Origin of the sequence: Nonomuraea sp. NPDC005692 (genome assembly GCF_040631115.1) — a bacterium.
In the GTDB taxonomy this organism is placed as follows: Bacteria; Actinomycetota; Actinomycetes; order Streptosporangiales; family Streptosporangiaceae; genus Nonomuraea.
In genome coordinates, this window is record NZ_JBEXYU010000002.1 from 162,033 (window position 1) to 177,150 (window position 15,118).

General features: G+C 70.5%; 13 protein-coding genes and 1 pseudogene. 4 read left to right on the plus strand and 10 right to left on the minus strand.

The features are described from left to right. Positions 1–123 precede the first annotated feature (123 nt). The 6 genes and pseudogenes from clpB to ABZ459_RS05560 form a co-directional block, all read right to left on the minus strand. On the minus strand, positions 124–2,694 hold the full coding sequence (gene clpB, locus ABZ459_RS05535) for an ATP-dependent chaperone ClpB (protein ID WP_357966247.1): 2,571 nt from the start codon (positions 2,692–2,694) through the stop codon (positions 124–126). A 72-nt stretch (positions 2,695–2,766) separates the two neighbouring features. Next, positions 2,767–3,048: pseudogene (locus ABZ459_RS05540) on the minus strand (helix-turn-helix transcriptional regulator); the annotation flags it as partial. Positions 3,049–3,051: 3 nt separating this feature from the next. Further along, positions 3,052–4,233 carry a molecular chaperone DnaJ gene (gene dnaJ / locus ABZ459_RS05545; RefSeq protein WP_357966249.1) on the minus strand — a complete coding sequence of 394 codons (1,182 nt, stop codon included), beginning with the start codon at positions 4,231–4,233 and terminating at the stop codon, positions 3,052–3,054. Positions 4,234–4,254: 21 nt separating this feature from the next. Further along, positions 4,255–4,854 carry a nucleotide exchange factor GrpE gene (grpE, locus tag ABZ459_RS05550; RefSeq protein WP_357966251.1) on the minus strand — a complete coding sequence of 200 codons (600 nt, stop codon included), beginning with the start codon at positions 4,852–4,854 and terminating at the stop codon, positions 4,255–4,257. Next, a complete protein-coding gene (dnaK, locus tag ABZ459_RS05555) occupies positions 4,854–6,725 on the minus strand; it encodes a molecular chaperone DnaK (protein ID WP_357966253.1) in 1,872 nt (623 codons plus the stop codon). The genes grpE and dnaK overlap by 1 nt, the downstream gene beginning before the upstream one ends. A 253-nt stretch (positions 6,726–6,978) precedes the next feature. Then, the gene (locus ABZ459_RS05560; RefSeq protein ID WP_357966255.1) at positions 6,979–7,422 is read right to left on the minus strand and encodes a hypothetical protein; all 444 of its coding nucleotides are present in this window, start codon (positions 7,420–7,422) and stop codon (positions 6,979–6,981) included. Between the two features lie 81 nt (positions 7,423–7,503). Between ABZ459_RS05560 and ABZ459_RS05565 the strand changes: the two genes are divergently transcribed. Continuing rightward, entirely contained in the window at positions 7,504–8,385 is an 882-nt protein-coding gene (locus ABZ459_RS05565) for a proline dehydrogenase family protein (RefSeq protein WP_357966257.1), read from the plus strand. Between the two features lie 39 nt (positions 8,386–8,424). After that, entirely contained in the window at positions 8,425–9,219 is a 795-nt protein-coding gene (proC, locus tag ABZ459_RS05570; RefSeq protein ID WP_352357328.1) for a pyrroline-5-carboxylate reductase, read from the plus strand. A gap of 26 nt (positions 9,220–9,245) precedes the next feature. On the opposite strand, the gene ABZ459_RS05575 is transcribed toward proC, so the two are convergent. From ABZ459_RS05575 to ABZ459_RS05590, 4 genes are all read right to left on the minus strand, one after another. Continuing rightward, on the minus strand, positions 9,246–9,989 hold the full coding sequence (locus ABZ459_RS05575) for an ABC transporter permease (protein WP_357966260.1): 744 nt from the start codon (positions 9,987–9,989) through the stop codon (positions 9,246–9,248). After that, positions 9,986–10,876 carry an ABC transporter ATP-binding protein gene (locus tag ABZ459_RS05580; protein WP_357966262.1) on the minus strand — a complete coding sequence of 297 codons (891 nt, stop codon included), beginning with the start codon at positions 10,874–10,876 and terminating at the stop codon, positions 9,986–9,988. Before ABZ459_RS05580 ends, ABZ459_RS05575 begins: the two co-directional genes overlap by 4 nt. 81 nt (positions 10,877–10,957) lie before the next feature. Next, on the minus strand, positions 10,958–11,617 hold the full coding sequence (locus ABZ459_RS05585; protein ID WP_357966264.1) for a response regulator transcription factor: 660 nt from the start codon (positions 11,615–11,617) through the stop codon (positions 10,958–10,960). Continuing rightward, positions 11,614–12,663, minus strand: coding sequence for a sensor histidine kinase (locus ABZ459_RS05590; RefSeq protein ID WP_357966267.1), 1,050 nt, complete (start codon positions 12,661–12,663; stop codon positions 11,614–11,616). The genes ABZ459_RS05585 and ABZ459_RS05590 overlap by 4 nt, the downstream gene beginning before the upstream one ends. Positions 12,664–12,868: 205 nt before the next feature. Between ABZ459_RS05590 and ABZ459_RS05595 the strand changes: the two genes are divergently transcribed. Both ABZ459_RS05595 and ABZ459_RS05600 read left to right on the plus strand, forming a co-directional pair. Next, complete coding sequence (locus ABZ459_RS05595) at positions 12,869–14,032, plus strand: acetoin utilization protein AcuC (RefSeq protein ID WP_357966269.1); 1,164 nt, start codon at positions 12,869–12,871, stop codon at positions 14,030–14,032. A gap of 52 nt (positions 14,033–14,084) precedes the next feature. After that, positions 14,085–14,867: a phosphatase gene (locus ABZ459_RS05600; protein ID WP_357966272.1), complete on the plus strand. Its 783-nt coding sequence runs from the start codon at positions 14,085–14,087 to the stop codon at positions 14,865–14,867. Positions 14,868–15,118: the final 251 nt, after the last annotated feature.

Genomic DNA, 15,118 nt, shown 5'->3' on the forward strand with positions numbered 1-15,118 from the left:
CGGTCGCGTGCGGCTTGTCCGAAGGGTGGCGGGAACCTTACCCCGCGGCGACGGGATATGACCCTGGCATGACATGCCGGAGCCCGGAGATCCGCGTGGATCTCCGGGCTCGACGGCACTGCCTCAGCCGCGCTGGATGACCAGCTCGTCGTCGCCGAGCTCCACCCTGACCTTGTCGCCGTCGGCGATCTCGCCGGACAGCACGGCCTTGGCCAGCTTGTCGCCGATGGCCGACTGGACCAGGCGGCGCAGCGGGCGGGCGCCGTACAGGGGGTCGTAGCCGGTCAGCGAGAGCCATTCGCGGGCGGCCGGGCTGACCTCCAGCGTCAGCCGGCGGTCGGACAGGCGCCGGGCCAGGCGGTCGACCTGGAGGTCGACGATCTGGGCCAGCTCTTCGGAGCCGAGCGCGTCGAAGAGGATGACGTCGTCGAGCCGGTTGAGGAACTCCGGCTTGAACGAGCCGCGCACCGCCCCCATGACGGCCTCGCGCTTGGCGTCGTTCTCCAGCTTCGGATCGACCAGGAACTGCGAGCCGATGTTGGAGGTCAGGATCAGGATCGTGTTGCGGAAGTCGACCGTGCGGCCCTGGCCGTCGGTCAGCCGTCCGTCGTCGAGCACCTGGAGGAGGATGTCGAACACCTCCGGGTGCGCCTTCTCCACCTCGTCCAGCAGCACCACCGTGTACGGCCGCCGCCGGACGGCCTCGGTGAGCTGGCCGCCCTCCTCGTAGCCGACGTAGCCGGGAGGCGCGCCGACGAGCCTGGCCACGCTGTGCTTCTCGGAGTATTCGCTCATGTCGATGCGGGTCATCGCCCGCTCGTCGTCGAACAGGAACTCCGCCAGCGCCTTGGCCAGCTCGGTCTTGCCCACACCGGTCGGCCCGAGGAACAGGAACGAGCCCGTGGGACGGTCGGGGTCGGCGATGCCGGCCCGGCTGCGGCGTACGGCGTCGGAGACGGCCTGTACGGCCTGCTGCTGGCCGATGAGCCGCCGGCCCAGCTCCTCCTCCATCCGCAGCAGCTTGGCCGTCTCGGCCTCCAGCAGGCGGCCGGCGGGGATGCCCGTCCAGGAGGAGATGACCTCGGCGATGTCGTCGGCGCCGACCTCCTCCTTGACCATGGCGTTGTCCGGCGGCGCGGCGTCGGAGGCGGCCTGGAGTGCCTGCTCCAGCCTGGGCACCTCGGCGTACATGAGCCGGGAGGCGGCCTCGAAGTCGCCGTCGCGCTGGGCCCGCTCGGCCGCGCCCCTGGCCTCGTCGAGCTGCTTCTTCAGCTCGCCGACCTTGTTGAGCCCGGCCTTCTCGTGCTCCCAGCGGCCGACGAGGGCGTTGAGCTCCTCCTGGCGGTCGGCCAGCTCCTGGCGCAGGCGGTCGAGCCGCTGGACCGACGCCTCGTCGGTCTCCTTCGTCAGGGCCAGCTCCTCCATCTTCATACGGTCGACGTTCCGCTGGAGCTGGTCGATCTCCACGGGACGGGAGTCGATCTCCATGCGCAGCCGCGAGGCGGCCTCGTCGACCAGGTCGATGGCCTTGTCGGGGAGGAAGCGGTTGGTGATGTAGCGGTCGGACAGGGCGGCGGCGGCGACCAGGGCGCCGTCGGCGATCTGCACCTGGTGGTGCGCCTCGTAGCGGCCCTTGAGCCCGCGCAGGATCGCGATCGTGTCCTCGACCGTGGGCTCGCCCACGTAGACCTGCTGGAAGCGGCGCTCCAGCGCGGGGTCCTTCTCGATGCGCTCGCGGTATTCGTCGAGCGTGGTCGCGCCGATCATGCGCAGCTCGCCGCGGGCCAGCATGGGCTTGAGCATGTTGCCGGCGTCCATGGCGCCCTCGGCGGCCCCCGCGCCGACGACGGTGTGCAGCTCGTCGATGAACGTCACGATCTGCCCGTTGCTCTCCTTGATCTCGGAGAGTACGGCCTTGAGACGCTCCTCGAACTCGCCCCGGTACTTGGCGCCGGCCACCATCGCGCCCAGGTCGAGCGAGATCAGTCGCTTGTTGCGCAGCGACTCGGGCACGTCGCCGGCCACGATGCGCTGGGCCAGGCCCTCGACGACGGCGGTCTTGCCGACGCCGGGCTCGCCGATCAGCACCGGGTTGTTCTTGGTGCGGCGGCTGAGCACCTGGACCACGCGGCGGATCTCCGAGTCACGGCCGATCACCGGGTCGAGGCCGCCGCCGCGGGCCCGTTCGGTCAGGTCGACGCCGTACTTCTCCAGCGCCTGGTAGGTGTCCTCGGGCGTCTCGCTGGTGACGCGGGCGTGGCCGCGTACCTTCTCGAAGGCGTCGAGCAGCGCCTGCGGGGTCGCGCCCTGCGACTTGAGCAGCTCGGCCATCGGGCCGCCGTCGGCCGCCAGGCCGACGAGCAGGTGCTCGGTCGAGACATAGAGGTCTTCGAGGCGGTTGGCGTGCTGGGCGGCGGTGTTCATGACGGTGAGGAGCTGCCGCGAGCTCGACGGCGCGCCCACTGTCGCGCCCTGCGCCTTCGGCAGCGCCGCCAGCTGCTCCTCGACGCGCGCCCGCAGCGTGCGCCAGTCGGCGCCGACCGCTTCGAGCAGCGGCACGGCCGTGCCGCCCGTCTGGGAGAGCAGCGTGGAGAGCAGATGGGCCGGAGAGATCTCCGGGTTGCCCTCGGCGGCGGCGCGCCGCATGGCACCCGAGAGAGCTTCCTGGCTCTTCTGGGTGAGCTTGTAGTCCATAACCTAGGCCCCCGGTGGCAGCTCGTAGCGGATCAGCGCCCTGACCATCCGCATCTCGGCGCGCAGGCGGTGAACCTCCTCACGCAGCCGCAGAGCTTCGTTCTCGAGCTCGAGGATCCGCTTGATGCCCGCGAGGTTGATGCCCTCCTCCTGGGAGAGCCGCTGGACCTCGCGGAGCTGGATGATGTCTCTTGTGGAGTAGAGGCGGCCGCGCCCGGCGGTGCGGCCCGGGCTGACCAGGCCGAGCCGGTCGTACTGGCGCAGCGTCTGCGGGTGGAGCCCGGAGAGCTGCGCGGCCACCGAAATCACATAAACAGGCGTGTCGTCGGACAGGTCGAAATAGTTGGCGTCCATCGGCTACTCGCTTCTGGCTCGCTGAATGAGATCGGCGCGCGGGTCGTCGCCCGCGGTCGCGGTGTTGAACTCGTTGAGGAGCTCGCGCGACTTGTCGTCGAGCGTCTTCGGCACGAGCACCTCGACGCTGGCGAGCAGGTCACCCTTGGTGCCGTCCTTGCGGGTGACGCCCCTGCCCCGCACGCGGAACGTGCGGCCGTTGGGCGTGCCCGCCGGGACGCGCAGGGTCACCGGCATGCCCTTGAGGGTCGGTACCTTGATCTCGGCGCCCAGCGCGGCCTCCGAGAACGTCACGGGAACCGTGATCGTGAGGTTGTCGCCCGTCCGGCCGAACACGTGGTGCGGCTTGACGTGCGTCAGGATGTAGAGGTCGCCGGCCGGGCCGCCGTTCTCGCCCGGCGCGCCCTTGCCCTTGAGCTTCACCCGCTGCCCGTCGGCCACGCCGGCGGGGATCCTGGCCTGGATCGTGCGGGTGCTCTTGGCCCGGCCGTTGCCCTCGCACACGGGGCAGGGGTCGTCCACGAGCAGCCCGCGGCCCTTGCAGTCGCGGCAGGGCTCGGAGAAGGCGAAGTTGCCCAGGTTGCGGCTGGCCGCGCCGGTGCCCTCGCAGGTGGGACAGACCCGGGGGGTCGTGCCCGCCTTGGCGCCGGTGCCGCTGCACGCGGTGCAGGCGGCCGAGCTGGTCAGCCTGAGCGACACCGTGGTGCCCTCGACGGCCTCGGTGAACGAGAGCGTGACCTCGGACTCGACGTCCTGGCCGCGGCGCGGTCTGGTGGCGCTCGTCGTGCGGGTGGAGCCCCCCGCCCCACCGCGGTTGAACAGCCCGCCGAACAGGTCGCCGAGCCGCTCACCGGCGCCCCCGCCCTGCTGGCCGGCGGTGCCGCCGAACAGGTCGCCGAAGTCGAACGGGAAACCGCCACCGCCGGGGCGCTGACCGCCCACCCCGGACCCGAACAGCGTGCGCGCCTCGTCGTACTCCTTGCGGCGCTTGCCGTCGGACAGGATGTCGTACGCCTCCGAGACCTCCTTGAACTTGGTCTCCTTGGCGGCGTCGCCCTGGTTGGTGTCCGGGTGGTACTGCCTGGCCAGCTTCCGGTACGCCTTCTTGATCTCGTCGGCGGTGGCGGTCTTGGGCACACCAAGGACGGCGTAGTAGTCCTTTTCCAGGTAGTCCTTGGTGCTCATCTACGGCCCTTCGTCCTTTTGTCAGTTTGCTTCGTCGTCATTGGACGCGGGAGGAGCGTCCTCGGGCTCGGCCACCGCCACCCGCGCCGGGCGCAGCACCCGCTCACCCATGCGGTAACCGGGCTGCAGCACCTCGATCGCGGTGGGCTCGGTGACGTCGGGCGAGTAGCTGTGCATCAGCGCCTCGTGGACCGTCGGGTCGAACGGGTCGCCCTTCTGGCCGTAGGCGCTGAGGCCCAGCTTGGTGAGCACCGACTCCAGCGACTCCGCCACCTTCGCGAAGCCACCGGTCAGCTCGCCGTGGTCACGGGCCCGTCCGATGTCGTCGAGCACGGGGAGAAGCTCGGTCAGCGCGCCGGCGACGGCCTGCTCGCGGACCGCGACCCTGTCGCGCTCGACCCTTCTGCGGTAGTTCGTGTACTCCGCCTGGAGGCGCTGGAGGTCGGCGGTCCGCTCGGCGAGCTGGGCCGCCAGCTCACCGTCGTGGGCCGCCGCCGGCGCCTGCTCGGCGGGCGCCTCGGGCTGCTCGCCCGAGGTCTCCCGAACCTCGCCCGTCTCCGGGTCGATCTTGCGCTTGTCGCGGATCACCGGCTCCTCGTGCCCGTTGTCGCGCGCCGGCATCACTGGTCCTTCTTCGGCTGGTCTTCGTCGACGATCTCGGCCTCGACCACCTCGTCGTCGGCCTTGGCGCCCTGACCGGCCGAGGCGTCCTGCGGAGCGCCCTCGGGGCCGGCCTGCTGGCCCTGGCTGGCGGCGTAGATGGCCGAGCCCATCTTCTGGCTGACCGTGGCGAGCTTCTCCGCGGAGGTGCGGATGACGTCGGTGTCGGTGCCCTCAAGAGCCTTCTTCAGCTCGGACAGGGCGTCGTTGACCTCGGTCTTGATGTCGCCGGGGACCTTGTCGTCGTTCTCGCGGAGGAACTTCTCCGTCTGGTAGGCCAGACCGTCCGCGTTGTTGCGGACCTCGGCCTCCTCGCGGCGCTTCTTGTCCTCCTCGGCGTACGACTCGGCCTCACGCATCATGCGCTCGATGTCGTCCTTCGGCAGCGCGGAGCCGCCGGTGATGGTCATCGTCTGCTCCTTGCCCGTGCCCAGGTCCTTGGCGGAGACGTTGACGATGCCGTTGGCGTCGATGTCGAAGGTGACCTCGATCTGCGGGATGCCGCGCGGCGCCGGGGCGATGCCGGTCAGCTCGAAGGTGGCCAGCTTCTTGTTGTACGAGGCGATCTCGCGCTCGCCCTGGTAGACCTGGATCTGCACCGACGGCTGGTTGTCCTCGGCCGTGGTGAAGACCTCCGAGCGCTTGGTCGGGATCGTCGTGTTGCGCTCGATGATCTTGGTGAAGATGCCGCCCTTGGTCTCGATGCCCAGCGACAGCGGGGTCACGTCGAGCAGGAGGACGTCCTTGACCTCACCCTTGAGCACGCCGGCCTGGAGGGCGGCGCCGATGGCGACGACCTCGTCGGGGTTGACGCCCTTGTTGGGCTCCTTGCCGCCGGTCAGCTCGCGGACGAGCTCGGTGACGGCGGGCATACGGGTCGAGCCGCCGACGAGCACCACGTGGGCGATGTCGGAGACCTTGATGCCGGCGTCCTTGATGACCTGGTGGAACGGGCCCTTGGTCCGCTCGAGCAGGTCGGCCGTCAGGCGCTGGAACTCGGCCCTGGTCAGCTTCTCGTCGAGGTGCAGCGGGCCCTCGGAGGAAGCGGTGATGTAGGGCAGGTTGATGTTGGTCTCGGCCTGGCTGGACAGCTCGATCTTGGCCTTCTCCGCGGCCTCACGCAGGCGCTGGAGGGCCATCTTGTCCTTGGCGAGGTCGACGCCGTGGGCGTTCTGGAAGCGCTTGACCAGCTCGTCGACGACGCGCTGGTCCCAGTCGTCGCCACCGAGGTGGTTGTCGCCGGAGGTGGCCTTGACCTCGACGAAGCCGTGGCCGTCCTCCTGGCCGACGTCGAGCAGCGAGACGTCGAAGGTGCCGCCGCCGAGGTCGAAGACCAGGATCGTCTGGTCCTGCTCCTTGTCGAGGCCGTAGGCGAGGGCCGCGGCGGTCGGCTCGTTGATGATGCGCAGAACGTTGAGGCCCGCGACCGTGCCGGCCTCCTTGGTGGCCTGGCGCTGGGCGTCGTTGAAGTACGCCGGGACGGTGACCACCGCGTCGGTGATCTTCTCGCCCAGGTACGCCTCGGCGTCCTGCTTCAGCTTCTGCAGCACGAAGGCGCTGATCTGCTGGGGGGAGAACTTCTTGCCGTCGATCTCCTGGGACCAGTTGGTGCCCATCTCGCGCTTGACCGAGCGGATCGTCCGGTCAACGTTGGTGACGGCCTGCCGCTTGGCGACCTCGCCCACCAGGACCTCGCCGTTCTTCGCGAAGGCGACCACGGACGGCGTGGTCCGCGAGCCCTGCGCGTTGGCGATGACGGTGGGCTCACCGCCCTCGAGGATCGAGACGACGGAGTTGGTCGTCCCAAGGTCGATACCTACCGCACGTGCCATGAGTACGTCCTTGTAGTCAAAGTTGAGTCGGTTGGACTCAAGCTACGGATTCGTGTCGTCTTTGTCAAACGACTTGAGCCTACCCGACTCAACCCCGATGAGCGCGTCAGCATTCCCACGAACTGGGGCGATAACCGGCGTGATTCCACACATCAGGCGTAACGGGGGCGGACGCCCGGCGGTTCCACCGGCATGAGTAAGCCGCCCACCTCGACACGTGGTCAGGAGGAGGGCGGCCGAGTGAACGTCCGGCTCAGGGCTTGGCGCCGTCCACGAGCTTGCGCTTGGCGAGGGGGTGCTTGAGCTTGACGGTCGTGGTCTTCTCCAGGGCCAGCATGATGCAGGAGACGTTCTTGGCCTTGGGGGACGTGCCCTCGTACAGGGTGATGGTGACCTTCTTGGCGGTCTCCTTGACCTTGACCCTGTCCAGCACGGTGCACGGCTCCACCCCCGACCACCAGGTGAGCCTGACCTGCTTGCCGCGGGCGACGGACGCGGCCTTGGTCCAGCGGACCTTGTGCACGTTGATGGCGTCGCCGGTGGGCTTGACCGGCTCGGGGGCCTTGGTGGGGGCGGTGGTGACCGGCGTCACGGTGTGCTCGACGGGCGCCTGCGGCCCCGGACGGGCGGCCGGCGGCGATGTGGCACAACTCGTCGCGAGCACCAGAGAACCGGCGAGAAGAGTCGCTGTCGTCATTGTGCGCATATCTATAGGACGAAAAGGGCAGGTCCGCGGTTCAGCGTTATACCCGGGAAGTGGGCGGTTAGTGTGGGTCACGTGCTCCGTCAGGCAATGCTCGCCGTCTCCAAGAGCGAACGCGCCGAACGCGTCATCACCACATCGCCGCTGACCAGGGACGTGGTCAAGCGATACGTCGCCGACGACGTCGGCGAGGTCATCCGCGGGCTGACCCACGAGGGCCTCCTCGTGACCGTCGACCACCTGGGCGAAGAGGTGACCGACAGGGGACAGGCCGAGGCGGCCGTGCGCGAGTACCTGTCGCTCCTCGACCGGCTGCCGCCGGGCGGCGACGCCTCGGTCAAGCTGACCGCGCTCGGGCTGCGGCTGTCGGAGCAGGTCGCGCTCGACAACGCGGCCACCATCTGCGAGGCGGCGGCCGCCCGCGGCATCACGGTCACGCTCGACGCCGAGGAGCACGACACGGTCGGTGGCCTGCACTTCGTGCACGCCACCCTGCGCAAGGAGCATCCCGACGTCGGGATCGTGGTCCAGGCGTACCTGCCCGACGCGCTCGAACGCTGCGAGAAGCTGGTCGGCGCCCGCGTACGGCTCTGCAAGGGCGCCTACACCGCCCCCGGCGCCTACAACAGGCCGGCCGACGTCGACCGCTCGTTCGTCCGCTGCCTCAAGATCCTCATGGCGGGCACCGGCTACCCCATGATCGCCACGCACGACCCCAGGATGATCCAGATCGCCTCCACCCTGGCCGTGCTCGACGGCCGCGACGTGAACGGCTTCGAGTACCAGATGTTGTACGGCGTGCGCCCCGGCGAGCAGCGCCGCCTGGTCGGCCTCGGCGGCCAGGTACGCGTGTACGTCCCGTACGGCGCCGACTGGTACGCCTACCTCATGCGCCGCCTGGCCGAACGCCCCCGCAACCTGGCGTTCTTCCTCAGATCGCTGCTGTCGCGGGGCTAGTAGGCTGGGCCGGCGTCCGTTCCCCTTCGAGAGGTCGAGATGATCGCGATTCTGGGCACCGGCAAGATGGGCGAGGCCCTGCTGTCCGGGCTGCTGCGCGCCGGGTTCAAGCCGGGCGACATCATGGCGACCAGCCGCCGTCCTGAGCGGGCGCAGGCGCTGCGCGAGACCTACGGCGTGCGCACGGTCGACAACGCCGAGGCGGCCAAGTCGGCCGACACCCTGATCCTGGCCGTCAAGCCCCAGGACATGGCGACCCTGCTGGCCGAGATCGCCCCCTACGTCCCGGCCGACCGCCTGGTCATCACGGCGGCGGCTGGCATCACCACCGCGTTCGTGGAGCAGCGGCTCGGCGTCGAGGTGCCGGTGGTCCGGGTCATGTCCAACACGCCGATCAAGTTCGACGAGGCGATGAGCGTGATCTCGGCGGGCGCGCACGCCGGCGAGGAGCACCTCAAGCTCACCGAGGGCCTGCTCAAGCCGGTCGGCAAGGTGCTGCGCATCCCCGAGTCCCAGCAGGACGCCGCGACCGCGCTGTCCGGCAGCGGCCCCGCCTACTTCTTCTACCTGGTCGAGGCCATGGTCGACGCGGGCATCCTGCTCGGCATGCCGCGGGCCGCCGCGCTCGACATGGTCACCCAGTCGATCGTCGGCGCGGCCGTGATGCTGCGCGACTCCGGGGAGCACCCGGTGATCCTGCGGGAGGCCGTCACCTCGCCGGGCGGCACCACGATAGCGGCCATCGCCGAGCTGGAGCGCCACAGCGTGCGTGCCGCCTTCCTGGCCGCCATCGAGGCCGCCCGCGACCGGGGGCGCCAGCTCGCCTCGGGCTGACCGGCGGCCGGGGGAGCCAGTCGTGCTCAGGCGTCCCGCCGCTGCATGAGGACGCCCCCCGCCACCACCGCGACGGCGACCCACAGCGCGTAGACGCCGAGCCCGCTCCACGGCCCCAGCGGGTTCCCGGGCTGGTCCAGCACGATCTCCAGGCCGGCGTTGGTGGTGAAGTGATCGGAGACGGTCTTGCCCCACTGGCCGGGCAGCGCGCTGGTGAGCTGCGGCAGCACCATCATCAGCGCGATGGCCGAGACGATCGCGCCCGGCGTGTGCCGGATCAGCGTGCCGAGCCCCAGCCCGAACAGGCCGCAGGCGGTGAGGTAGAGCCCGGCCCCGAACACCGACTGCGCCGCGGTGCCCAGGTCGACCGAGCCCGGCCGGAGGATCGCCAGGCCGACGGCCACCGCGGCGGCCGCCGCGACCGTGCAGACCACCAGCGCCGTCACGGTGAACACCACGATCTTGCCGGCGAGCAGCTTCATCCGCCTCGGCACGGCCAGCAGCGACGTGCGGATGCCGCCGGTCCGGTACTCGCTGGAGATCACCAGCACGCCCAGCGTGGCCATGGACAGCGCGGCGAACATGATGCCGGTCAGGCTCGTCATGACGGCCTGGTCGCCGGTGATGGGCCGCCCGTCGGCCGTGGCCTTGGACGCGACCGACAGGAGCCCGCCGAGGCCGATCAGGAGCAGGGCGGTGACGGCGAGTGTCCACACCGTCGAACGCACCGAACGGATCTTGGTCCACTCGGACCTCAGGATGTCGGTCATGACGAGTACTCCACACTGTCCTTGGTGAGCTCCATGTACGCCGCTTCGAGCGAGGGCTGCACGAACGTCAGCTCCTCCAGGGGGATCCCGGCCCGAGCGGTCAGGGTGCCGATCTCCAGCGTGCTCATCGCGGTGACGCGCAGGTGGTCCGGGTACAGGTCGCCCACCTTGACCAGGTCGGCGACCTCGGCCAGGCGCGGGGAGCGCACCCGTACGTAGCCCTGCGAGCTGCGCCCGATGAACTCCTGCACGCTCGTGTCGGCGATCAGCCGCCCCCTGCCGATCACGATCAGGTGGTCGGCCGTCTGGGCCATCTCGCTCATGAGGTGGCTGGAGACGAACACCGTCCGCCCTTCGGCGGCCAGCTTGCGCATGAACGTGCGGATCCACAGGATGCCCTCGGGGTCGAGCCCGTTGACCGGCTCGTCGAAGAGCAGGATCTCGGGGTCGCCGAGCAACGCGGCCGCGATGCCCAGGCGCTGCGACATGCCGAGCGAGAAGCCGCCGATCCGGCGCCGCGCCACCTCGCGCAGGCCGACGGCCTCCAGCACCTCGTTCACCCGGCTCGCCGGGATGCCGTTGCTCTGGGCGATGGCCAGCAGGTGGTTGCGGGCGCTGCGGCCGCCGTGCACGGCCTTGGCGTCCAGCAGCGCGCCCACCTTGCGCAGCGGGTGCCGATGCTCCTGGTACGGCCGCCCGTCCACCAGCACGGACCCGCCCGAGGGCCGGTCGAGGCCGAGGATCATGCGCATGGTCGTGGACTTGCCGGCGCCGTTGGGCCCGAGGAACCCGGTCACCTGGCCGGGCTCGACGTCGAACGACAGGTCCGCGACGGCATGGGTGGCGCCGTAGCGTTTGCTCAGGTTGGTTGCGCGAATCGCCGTCATGCCACCCAGCGTGCCGCCGGCGTCTCCCGTTCTCTTCGGCCGTGAGAACGTTCTTGCCGGGCGCGGCCTGGGAGCCTGGTCCTAGTCTCCAGGTTTGATCAGCGCCGCCTCGTACGCGACGATCACCGCCTGCGCCCGGTCCCTGACCCCGAGCTTGGCGAACAGGCTGGTCACGTGGTTCTTCACGGTCGAGGGGGAGACGGCCAGTTCCCCGGCGATCTCGGTGTTCGACCGGCCTCTGGCGATCAGCACGAGGATCTCCCGCTCGCGCTCGGTCAGCGCGTCCAGCACGGGCGGCGCGGGCGCGGCCGGCGGCCTCGACGAGCGGACGAACGTGCCGATCAGCCGGGTCAGCAGCCGCGGCGCGACCGCCGACTCGCCCCGGTGCACCACGCGCACGCCCTCGATCAGCTCCTCGGGGGAGACGTCCTTGGGCAGGAAACCGTCGGCGCCCGCCCGCAGCGCCGCGACCACGTTCTCGTCCAGGTCGAACGTGCTCAGCGCGAGCACCCGCACGCCCGGCAGCTCCGAGGTGATCAGCTCGGTCGCCCGCACGCCGTCGAGCCCCGGCATGTGCAGGTCCATCAGCACCACGTCGGGACGCAGCCACCGGCTCAGCTCGACGGCCCGCTCGCCGTCGCCGGCCTCGCCCACCACGGACAGGTCGGGCTGCGCGTCGAGCATCAGCCGGAACCCCTTGCGGACCAGCTCGTGGTCGTCGACCAGCAGCACCGTGATCATGTTGCCTCCAAGGGGATGCGGGCGTGCACCCGGAATCCTCCCCCGGGACGCGGGCCGGTCGAAAGCCGGCCGCCGCACAGCGCGACCCGCTCGGCCATGCCGCCCAGCCCGAACCCCGGCGCGCCGCCCTGCTGCGGCACGCCGTCGTCTAGCACCTCGACCTCCACCGCCTCGGACTCGTAGGCCAGGCGCACACTGGCCCTGGCGCCGGCCGCGTGCTTGCGGGTGTTGGTCAGGGCCTCCTGCACGATCCGGTAGACGGCGTGGTCCACGGCCGAGGGCAGCGCCACCGGCTCGCCCGTGACGGTCAGGCTGGCGGGCAGCCCGGCGCTCCTGGCCTCGCCGATGAGCGCGGGCAGCCGCTCGGCCCCCACGCCGGTCGCGGCGTCCGGGCCGTCGTTGCCGTCGGCCCGCAGCACGTGCAGCAGCCGGCGCATCTCCGACATCGCCTGGCGGGCCGTCTGCTGGGCGCTCTCCAGCGCCTCGCGGGTGACCTCCTGCTCGGGCGCGAGCGTGGCCCGCGCGCCGCCGACCAGGGCGTTGATCACCGTGATGTGGTGCGCGACGACGTCGTGCAGCTCCCTCGCGATGCGCCGCCGCTCGGCCTGTACGGCGGCGTCGGCGGCCTCCAGCCTGCTGCGTTCGTTCAGCTCGGCCCTGGCCTTGACCAGCGCGCCGATTCCCGCCGGGATCGCGACGACGAAGGCGCCGGCCAGGAACTGCCCGAGGCCCGGCCCCTTGATCTCCATCACCGTGCCGTAGGCGACCATCCCCGTGACCGTCATGATCAGCGACGGACGGCCGGAGGAGTGGCGCGCCAGGCTGTAGAAGGCGATCCCCTCGGGGATGGTGGCCGACGTCACCATTCCGGCCGCGATGCCGATCACGTCGAACGCCGTGACGGCCCCGGCCACCAGCACCGGCCTGCTCCGGCGGACGAGCAGCAGCACGCTGGTCAGCAGGAAGTGCACGGACCCCAGCGCCCCGTCGACCCCCGTCTGGAGGGACGAGATGAGCAGCCCGAGGCCGGGGAACAGGACGAGCACCACCACGATCGTGGTGTCGAAAACCCGGGGACGTCGGAAGAAATGAAAGATTCTGAGGAAAGGTCGCGCCCAGCGCACCATAAAACACTAAGTCACGAAATTTCTGATGCGACCGAGGCCGTCCCCGACGATCACCCGGGCTACAACGGGAACAGGGCGCTGCGGTAACGTCGGCGCAAGGTGAGGGACGCGCGGAGGGCGGGGCATGAGCCGAACGGCACGAGTCATCTGGGACGACGCTCTCACCTCCTACAACTTCGGCCCGAGCCACCCGCTGGCGCCCATCAGGGTCGAGCTGACGATCGCGCTCGCCCGCGCGCTCGGCGTCCTCGACAAGGTCGAGATGGCCGGCTGCGCGCCCGCCGGCGACGACGAGCTGGCCCTGGTGCACGACCGCGGCTACATCGAGGCGGTCAAGGGCGTCTCCGTGGCCGGCGTGCCCGACCTGCGGGCGGGGCTCGGCACCACCGACAATCCGGCCTTCAAGGGCGTGCACGAGGCGTCCGCGCTGATCGCGGGGGCCTCCCTGGCGGCGGCGCGCGCGGTCTGGGAGGGCGCGGCCGAGCACGCGGTCAACGTCGCGGGCGGGCTCCACCACGCCATGCCGGCCGTGGCCAGCGGCTTCTGCGTCTACAACGACCCGGCCCTGGCCATCGCCTGGCTGCTGGAGCAGGGGGCCACGCGGGTGGCGTACGTCGACGTCGACGTGCACCACGGCGACGGCGTGCAGGCCGTCTTCTACGACGACCCCAGGGTGCTCACGATCAGCCTGCACGAGAGCCCGCGCACGCTGTTCCCGGGCACCGGCTTCCCGCACGAGACCGGCGCGGAGGGCACGGCCGTCAACGTGGCGCTCCCGGCCGGCTGCGGCGACTCCGGCTGGCTGCGCGCCTTCCACGCGGTCGTGCCGCCGCTGCTGCGCGAGTTCGGCCCGGAGATCCTGGTCACCCAGCACGGCTGCGACAGCCACGCCCTCGACCCCCTCGCCAACCTCATGCTCAGCATCGACGGCCAGCGCGCGGCCTACGCCGCCCTGCACGAGCTGGCGCACGAGACGGCGGGCGGCCGGTGGATCGCGGTGGGCGGCGGCGGTTACGAGCTCGTCCAGGTCGTGCCGCGCATCTGGACGCACCTCATCGCCGAGGCCGCCGGCCATCCCGTCGACCCGGCCACGCCCACCCCCGACGCCTGGCGCCGGTACGTCAGGGAGCGCACCGGCGAGGCACCCCCGCTGACCATGACCGACGGACGCAATCCGGAATTTCACGACATCTCCGGCGGTTATGACCCAGCGGACCCCATCGACCGTGCGGTCATGGCGACCCGGCAGGCGGTGTTCCCTCTGCACGGCCTCGACCCGATGCCCTGACGACCGCCCTGACGACGCTCGACGTCCTCGCTGCCCCTGATGAGGAAGACCTGTGCTGAGCCGCGACGAACTCCGCCGACACCTGATCCACAGCCGCATCGCCGGTGACGTCGCGACGTCGCGCGAGAACAACCTCGACCACTACAGCTCGCTGGCCAACCGCGACCCGTACTACATGCTCGGCCTGACGTTCGAGCAGCCGTGGACCTTCCGGGACGTCCTCGACCTGATGGCCAAGTCGGCCGGCGTGGTCGCCGATCCCGGCCACCGCCGGGGCCAGGACACCATCGACCCCGACCTGACGATCGACGCGATCGACGCCATGGCGGCGCGCGTCGCGTCCGTGTTGTCGCGGCCGTCCCCGCGGGTGTTGTTCGCCACCGGCCACCCGACCGGGCTGCTCGCCGTCCACCTGCCGCTGGCCAGGTTCGCCGTGGAGCGCGGCGCGACCCTGCTCACCCCGGCCGAGGGCTGGACGTACACCGGCTCCGGCTTCGGACGCCCGCGCCGCATCCGCTACCTTCAGGACATCGCCATGCTCGACGACCGCGGCGGCTTCGTGCACACCCACGACTCGGCCCCGATGCGGCACATGCTCGACGAGCTCGAAGGCCGGCTGCCGGACCTGGTGATCGCCGACCACGGCTGGGCGGGGGCGGCGGGCGAGGCGGGCGTGCCGACGGTCGCCTTCGCCGACAGCAACGACCCCGGCCTGTTCCTCGGCGAGGCCGAGGGAAAGATCGACGTCGTCGTGCCACTCGACGACAATGTGCTACCCCGCTATTACGCTCCGCTGACCGAGCGATTGGTCACTCTGGTCTCACGAGCCCTTTGAGTCGAAAACGGCCCTCCCCATACCGTCTTTTCGCGCCTGCATTCCAAGAGGCTCGCTGTCCCTTTGCCAACTTTTGATGGGGCTTGGGCGACTCTTATGTGTGGCAACTTGGACAGTTCCAAGGTCCAGGCGAGGTGCTCGGCCTGGCTGCTAACCAGCGACTTTACTGGTCCGGCTGACAGGTGGCTCCGCGGACTGAGAAAATAGGGGGTTTGCGCACCCGGAGTCCCGACTTACGCTGACGGCAGTAC